The following is an 8,130-nucleotide window of genomic DNA, read 5'->3' as shown; positions in this document are numbered from 1 at the left end:
AGGATGATTTTGCTGTGCAAAATCTTTAATTAATTAAGAGATAAATGCAAAGACAAATGCAAAGATAAGAGCAAAGATAAATGCGAAGCAAATGCACAATGCACAATGCACAATGCACAATTTAGGATGATTTTGCTGTGCAAAATCTTTAATTAATTAAGAGATAAATGCAAAGACAAATGCAAAGATAAGAGCAAAGACAAATGCAAAGACAAATGCAAAGACAAATGCAAAGACAAATGCAAAGACAAATGCAAAGACAAATGCAAAGACAAGTGCAAAGACAAATGCAAAGACAAATGCAAAGACAAATGCAAAGATAATTGCAGAGATAGATTAAAATATAAATGCAAAAGCAAGCGTAAAAGCAAATAGAGATACAATAATAAATGAAATGAGAAATAGAGTGAAATTTACTGAGGATATAGTGATGTTGTTGGAGAAGAGGGTGATACTATGTTGAGTGAACTTATAAAACCATTTGAAGATAGGTATGAAGAGTATTTGCAGGATGAGTCTAAGATGAAGGGGCAGGGAGATAGTATTTCCTTTCCTAAAACTAAAGAAGAAGTTGTAGAAATTGTAAAGGAGCTGGCTTCTTTGGATGTTCCTATAACTGTACAAGGTGGTAAAACTGGTATTTGTGGTGGTGCAGTGCCTATGGGTGGGCACATTATGAATCTTACAAATATGAATAATATAGATGAATGTGAAAAGATTGAAAATAGATATTTTATCAAAGTTCAACCAGGAGTTACATTAGAAGAACTAGATAAAAAGCTTTATAGAGAAAAATTGTTTTGGACACCTCAGCCAACTGAAACTTCAGCAACTATAGGGGGAGTTATTGCTACAGGAGCTCGAGGTATTGGAGAGTTTTTTTACGGTGACACCAATAAATATATAGAGGAAATTACCATTGTAAATAATAAGGGAGAATTAGTTGCTATAAAAAGAGGAGAGCATATTTTCGAAAATAACAAATGCTTTTTGCCAAATGGAGAAGAGATTGAAATAGATTTGAATACATTAGGTCTTCAAGAAGACTGTGATTTAATAGATGTTTTTATTGGTAGTGAAGGTATGTATGGAGTTGTAGTAGAAGCAACACTTAACCTTATAAAAAGGCCAAAGGAACTTTGGGGTATTTCATTTTTATTTGAAGAAGAAGATGGAGTATTTCAATTTGCAGAGGAAATAAGAGAAGAAGAATTAATAGTAGAAACAGCGGCTATTGCGGCTATTGAATATATAGACAAAGCTACATTTAAATTTATTGAAGAGCTTAAAAAAGTAGCGACAAAATTAAAAGAGTTACCAGATATTGAAGAAGATATAATTGGCATGGTTTATATAGAGATAAATGGAGAAAATGAAGGAGACATAGAAGAAATCGCAGAAATTTTAATGGAAAAAGCTATGGAATGTGGTAGCGATCCAGATAGAGCCTGGGCAGTATCTGGAGAAATAGAAATGGATAAAGTAAGAGCATTCCGTCACGCAGGACCTGAATCTATAAATGTTACAGTTGAAAAATATAAAAGATTAGATGAAAGAATTACAAAGCTTGGAACAGATATGACAATAGAAAATAAACCAGTAAGTGAAATAATTAAAAAGTATAGAGAAGACGCTGAAAAAGAAAACTTACAAATAGCAATATTTGGTCATATAGGTGGTAGTCATATTCATGCAAACATAATTCCTAAAAATTATGAAGAATATAAAAAAGGTAAAGACTTAATTAAAAAATGGGCAATAGAAGCAAAACATGAAAATGCCAAAATATTCTCAGAGCATGGAGTAGGAAAGATAAAGAAAGAACTTCTAAAGTTAGTAGCAAAAGAAGATTATATAAACGAAGCAAAAAAACTAAAAAACCAACTAGATCCTAGTGCAATGTGGAATAAGGGGAATAGAATATAAATTAATGCACAATGCACAATGCACAATGCACAATTGAGGATGATTTTGCTGCGCAAAATCTTTAATTAATTGAATAATTAAGGATTTTAAGTTTTAAAGGTTTTAAAGGTTTAAGATTTCAATTGCAAATTGCAAATTAAGGGTTTAAGTGTTTAAGGGTTTCAATTGCACATTGCACATTGCAAATTGCAAATTATAAAAAAAGGGGGTTTAGGTTTTTGAAAATAGCCGTTTGTATTAAACAAGTACCAGCTAGTTGCGAGATAGAGATGGACAAAGAGACTGGTGTTTTAAAAAGAGAAGGAAAAGAAACAAGAATAAATCCCCATGACCTTTCTGCAATAGAAGCTGCTTTGGAAATCAAAGAAAAATATGGTGGTAAGATTTCGGCTTTTACAATGGGTCCGAGAGCCTCAAGAGAAGTAATCGTATACAGTTATTCTATGGGTGTAGATGAAGGATATCATTTATCAGACACTAAGTTTGCTGGAGCAGATGTTTTTTCAACCTCCTTTACTTTGGCAGAAGGAATAAGATTAATTGATGATTTTGATCTAATTATTTGTGGGAGACAAACAACAGATGGAGATACAGGTCAAGTAGGACCTGCAATAGCAGAACATTTGAAGTTACCACATATACATTTAGTTTCCGCTATAGATAAAATTCAAGATAAAAATATATTTGTAACTCAACAATTAGATAATAAAGAAATAAAAATAAAAGTTTCTATGCCCTGTGTGCTTATTGTTCAAGGTGAAGCTTTTAAACCTAGATTACCATCTCTTAAATTGAAATTGAAAGCTAAGAAAAAAGAAATAAATAAAATAACGATAGATGATATGAGAGATAACAATCCTGAAAAATATGGGTTGCGTGGTGCTCCAACTAGGGTGAGGAAAATATTTTTGCCAGAAAAAACTAGTAGGCAAGAGATATTAACAGGAGATAGTAGTTATATTTCTTCTGAAATCATGAAAATATTTGAAAAACAGAAGATGAGGTGAGTATTTGAATAACCTTAAAATTGAAAATAAATGGGAAGGTATTTTAGTTTATGTTGAGTATAACGAAAATGGAATACACCCAATTACATATGAATTGATAGGAAAAGCTTTGGAATTGGCAAAGCCATTAGATTATAAAGTTTACTGTGTTTTTATAGGTTATAACATAAAAACTCAAGCAGAAAAATTAAGACTATATGATATTGAAAAGGTATTCATATATGATCATAAAGAATTTGAATATTATAGAGAAGATATTTATTCAAATGCTTTTGAAGCTTGTATAGATAAATTAAAACCATCCATAGTGCTCATTGGTGGCACAGATAGGGGGAAATCTATTGCCCCTTCACTTGCCACAAGATTTAAAACAGGACTTACAGCAGATTGTACAGATTTATTAATGGATGAAAAAGCAGATTTGATACAAATAAGACCTGCTTTTGGTGGAAATGTAATGGCCAAGATAGTAACAGAAAATCACAGACCTCAATTTGCAACAGTAAGATATAAGGTTATGGATGAAGCAAAAGAATTAGACGAAGCAAGAGACAATTTAGTCTATTGTTTTTTAGAAGAAGAAGAAATGAAATCAAAAATAGAAATTATAGATATACAAGATATAGATAGAAAAGAAAATATTACAGAAGAAAAAGTTTTAGTAGTAGTAGGACAAGGATTTAAAAGCAAAGAAGACATATCTATGGCAGAAGAATTAGCTTCTTTACTCAATGGGAAATTAGCCTCCTCTAGAACCTTAGTAGAAAAAGGCTGGATGCCTTATGAAAAACAAATAGGTCTATCAGGAAACACAGTAAAACCAGATATGATAATTACCTTGGGAGTATCCGGTTCTGTACAATTTATGGCTGGAATGAGAGGAAGTAAAAACATTATAGCTATTAATATTGATAAAGAAGCACCGATTTTCCAAATAGCACACAATCCGATTTGTGGAGATTTGTATGAGATAGTACCTACTTTAATAGAAAAACTAAAACTAAAACTAAAACTAAAAGAAATGCACAATGCACAATGCACAATGCACAATTAAGGATGATTTTGCTGCGCAAAATCTTTAATTAATAAAAAGAATAAAGAACAAAAGATAAAGAACAAAAGATAAAGAACAAAAGATAAAGAACAAAAGATAAAGAAATAAAGAGAACAGCTATTAACTGTGGTGTTAAAGGTATTAATATTTTAATCTTTTAATTTTTTAATCTCTAATCTTTTAAGGTTTTAATGTTTTAATGTTTTAATGTTTTAATGTTTTAATTGCACATTGCACATTGCAAATTGCAAATTTGTTTCAAAAAAAGAGGGTTTTTAAGCCATAAACGGCTTTTAAATAAATGGTTTTATAACAAATAAATAGGGGGAATTTTAAATGATGAAAAAAATTAACAAAAGCAAGCTTAGACCTGTGGTGTTTTATCCAGCATTTATTCTATTAGTTATTACAATTATTTTGAATTTTGCAAACCCAGAGCTTTTCTTGACAATTACTACAGGTGCAAAGGATTTCATGACAGTTCAATGCGGCTGGATGTTTAGTTTAGCTGGAGTTGCTTGTTTAATCGGAGTTATTTTTGCTTATTTTTCACCATTAGGGGATGTAAGAGTAGGTGGTAAGGATGCTAAACCGTTACTTAATAAAGGATCATGGTTTGCTATCACTTTAACAACAACAATTGCATCAGGAATTATGTTTTGGGGAACTGCAGAACCTATATGGCATCTTGCTTATCCTCCAATAGGAATTGAACCAATGTCTGCTGATGCAGCTAAATTTGCAATGGAAACATTATTTTTACACTGGACATTTGTTCCATATGCATTCTACACAGTACCGACTATTGTATTTGCCTTTGCTTATTACAATATGAAGAAACCTTTCTCTGTAACTTCACAGATTTCTCCTGTACTAGGTAAAAGAGATCAAAGAAAATTTGAAAGTATAGTAGATGCAATTATTTTATTTGCAATAGCAACAGGTATTGCTTCATCTTTCGCAACAGCTGTTATGAACATGGGTGGAGGAATTAACGCTTTAACAGGAATAGCTAGTGGTAAATCATTATATATTATCGTAACTATTGCTGCAACAGCTCTTTTCACACTTGCTTCAGGATCAGGATTATTTAAAGGTATAAATTACCTAGCTAAATTTAATGTATATTTATACTATATTCTTATTGCTGCTTTAGTAATTTTAGGACCTACTGTTTATATGTTTAGTTTAGGAACAGAAGGATTTGGTGGATTCTTAACAGGATTCTTTAGTAAAGCTTTATTCACTGGTGCAGCAGCTTCAGATAGCTGGGCAACTGGTTGGACTACTTTCTACTGGACAAACTGGATGGCTTGGGCTCCTGTTACAGCAGTATTCTTAGCAAGAATTTCTTACGGATACAAAATTAAAGAAGTTATTAAAATGAACTTTTTAATACCAGCTGGTTTCGGCGCACTTTGGATGGCTATATTAGGTGGAACAGCTATAAACTTCCAAATGACAGGAAGAGTAGATATACTTTCAATTATGAATGAGCAAGGTTCTGGAGCAGCAGGATATGCTGTGCTTAAAGAATTACCATTCTCAGGTATATTAATGGTTATTTACTTAATTGCAGTAATTGTTTCTTTTGCAACAGCAACAGATTCAACAACAAATGCTATGGCAAGTATATGTACAACTGGAATAACTGAAGCTGATGAAGAAGCACCTTTAATTCTTAAAGTATTATGGGGTACTATCATAGGAGCTATGGCAGTAATATTCCTTGGAAGCTTTGGAGTTGATGGAATTAAGATGTTATCATATCTAGGTGGATTCCCAGCTCTTGTATTAGGTGTACTTTGTCTGGTATCTTTATTCCTTATAATGTCTAAGCCACATGACTTCGATATTAGTGATAAGGTGAAAAAAGAAGAAGTCAAAGAAGAAGTAGTAGTAGAAAGCACAGAAGAAGTGATAGAGGGATAGTTTTGAAATGCACACTTAAAAGAGAAAATGCACAATGCGTAAAAAACCAATGCACAATGCACAATGCACAATGCACAATTAAGTTCAAAAGAAAGTTCAAGAGAAAGTTCAAGAGAAAGTTCAAGAGCAAGTTCAAGAGCAAGTTCGAGAGCAAGTTCAAGAGCAAGTTCAAGAGAACAGTTGTAATGAAAGTTCAAAATAGAACTAACAGTAGAAAATGAGCGATTGTTGTGGGTTTTGATTGGCTAGAATATTTTTGAATAGTGTTTGGTGCAGTAAAATTTAATAAAAATTAGGCAAGCGAGGGGAAAATTCACGTATTTCTCCTTGCTATTGCCATTTTAGTATATATTTATTTCAAGAATTGCGAATTATTATTTTGTTATTTATAGAATACCCCCTATTTTATAAATAAAGTTATATAAGGGAAAGACTCTATAGAGTTTTAAAGAAAATACTCTATGGATTGCAATAGAAGCGTAAAAAAAAGAGGAGGAATTTTATGAATAAAAACGTAAAAGAGAAAAAAAGTGTAATACGACCGGTGGTATTTTTCCCAGCTTTTATATTACTTGTAGTAGCAATTATTTTAAATTTTGCTAACTATGAAGCTTTTCTTGCTGTAACAACGGCTGCAAAGGATTTTATGACAGTACAATGTGGTTGGATGTTTAGTTTAGCAGGGGTATTTTCAGTATTACTTGTAATTGCAGCTTATTTTTCGCCTTTAGGTAAAGTAAAATTAGGAGGACCGGATGCAAAACCACTTCTTAAAAAATCTTCATGGTTTGCTGTAACTTTATGTACTACTATTGCTGCAGGAATTTTATTTTGGGGTACTGCGGAACCTATTTGGCATTTGGCATATCCACCAGAATCTTTGGGGATTGCTCCCATGTCTGCGGATGCGGCTAAATTTGCAATGGAAACATTATTTTTGCATTGGACATTTATACCATATGCATTTTACGTTGTACCTACAATTGTATTTGCATTTGCTTACTATAATATGAAGAGATCTTTTAGTGTTGGTTCAGAAATTTCACCAGTTATTGGGGATAGAGATCCAAGAAAAATTAATATTATAGTAGATGCAGTTATCCTTTTTGCAGTAGCAGCAGCTATATCAGCTTCTTTTGGTACTGCAGTTATGAATATGGGTGGAGGAATTAATGCTCTCTTTGGTATTGATAACAGTAAAGGATTATGGATTGTAATCACAATTGTCGGAACAATAGCATTTATAATTTCATCTGGAACAGGTCTTATGAAGGGAATTAAAATTTTATCAGATGTAAATGTATACTTATATTACGTTATAATTATTGCAATTGTAGTATTCGGACCTACAGTTTATATGTTTAGTTTAGGAACAGAAGCTTTTGGTGGATTTTTAACAGGATTCTTTAGTAAAGCTCTATTTACTGGTGCATCAGCTGGCGATAGTTGGGCATCTGGGTGGACAACCTTCTATTGGTCTAACTGGATGGCGTGGGCACCTGTAACAGCAGTTTTCCTAGCTAGAATATCTTATGGTTATACAATAAAAGAAGTTGTTACTATGAATTTTGTAATTCCAAGTTTATTTAGTGCGGTTTGGATGACTGTAGTTGGTGGAACAGCTATTAATTTCCAAATGACAGGAAGAGTTGATATTTTATCTATTATGAATGAACAAGGTTCAGCAGCGGCAGGATATGCTGTATTAGGAGAATTACCATTGTCAGGAATACTTATATTCATATATCTTCTTGCGGTAATTATATCCTTTGTAACAGCTACAGATTCAACTACTAATGCTATGGCAAGTATATGTACAACAGGAATAAATGACGGTGCACAAGAAGCTCCTCTATATATAAAAATAACATGGGGAGTTATTGTTGGATTAGTATCACTAATATTTATATCAACCTTAGGTATAGATGGAATTAAAATGCTTTCGTATCTAGGAGGATTCCCAGCCTTGTTCTTAGGAATTCTTAGTCTGATATCTATGGTACTTATTATTAAGAATCCTAGTAAATATGATGTGTACTCTTCTGAAAAGAAAAAAGAAAAGAAATAAATATAATGCACAATGCACAATGCACAATTTAGGATGATTTTGCTGCGCAAAATCTTTAATTAATTGAAACATTAAAACATTAAAACATTAAAACATTAAAACATTAAAACATTAAAACATTAAAACATTAAAACATTAAAACA

Annotated in this window: 5 protein-coding genes; all 5 read left to right on the top strand. The window is 32.1% G+C overall.

The window, feature by feature from the left end; translation table 11 throughout:
- Positions 1-456 precede the first annotated feature (456 nt).
- The 5 genes from ACVHXK_RS18295 to ACVHXK_RS18275 all read left to right on the top strand — a co-directional run bounded on the left by ACVHXK_RS18295 (position 457) and on the right by ACVHXK_RS18275 (position 7,987).
- Complete coding sequence (locus ACVHXK_RS18295; protein WP_461207848.1) at positions 457-1,926, top strand: FAD-binding oxidoreductase; 1,470 nt, start codon at positions 457-459, stop codon at positions 1,924-1,926.
- A 218-nt stretch (positions 1,927-2,144) separates the two neighbouring features.
- Positions 2,145-2,933, top strand: coding sequence for an electron transfer flavoprotein subunit beta/FixA family protein (locus ACVHXK_RS18290; RefSeq protein ID WP_461207847.1), 789 nt, complete (start codon positions 2,145-2,147; stop codon positions 2,931-2,933).
- Between the two features lie 4 nt (positions 2,934-2,937).
- Positions 2,938-3,987, top strand: coding sequence for an electron transfer flavoprotein subunit alpha/FixB family protein (locus tag ACVHXK_RS18285; RefSeq protein ID WP_461207846.1), 1,050 nt, complete (start codon positions 2,938-2,940; stop codon positions 3,985-3,987).
- A 336-nt stretch (positions 3,988-4,323) separates the two neighbouring features.
- On the top strand, positions 4,324-5,919 hold the full coding sequence (locus ACVHXK_RS18280; RefSeq protein ID WP_461207845.1) for a BCCT family transporter: 1,596 nt from the start codon (positions 4,324-4,326) through the stop codon (positions 5,917-5,919).
- A 502-nt stretch (positions 5,920-6,421) separates the two neighbouring features.
- A complete protein-coding gene (locus ACVHXK_RS18275) occupies positions 6,422-7,987 on the top strand; it encodes a BCCT family transporter (RefSeq protein ID WP_461207844.1) in 1,566 nt (521 codons plus the stop codon).
- Positions 7,988-8,130 lie beyond the last annotated feature (143 nt).

The sequence above is a fragment of the Clostridium sp. DL1XJH146 genome, assembly GCF_054819755.1.
The sequence above is the reverse complement of the archived record's forward strand: the minus strand, read 5'-3'. Positions and strand labels throughout refer to the sequence as shown.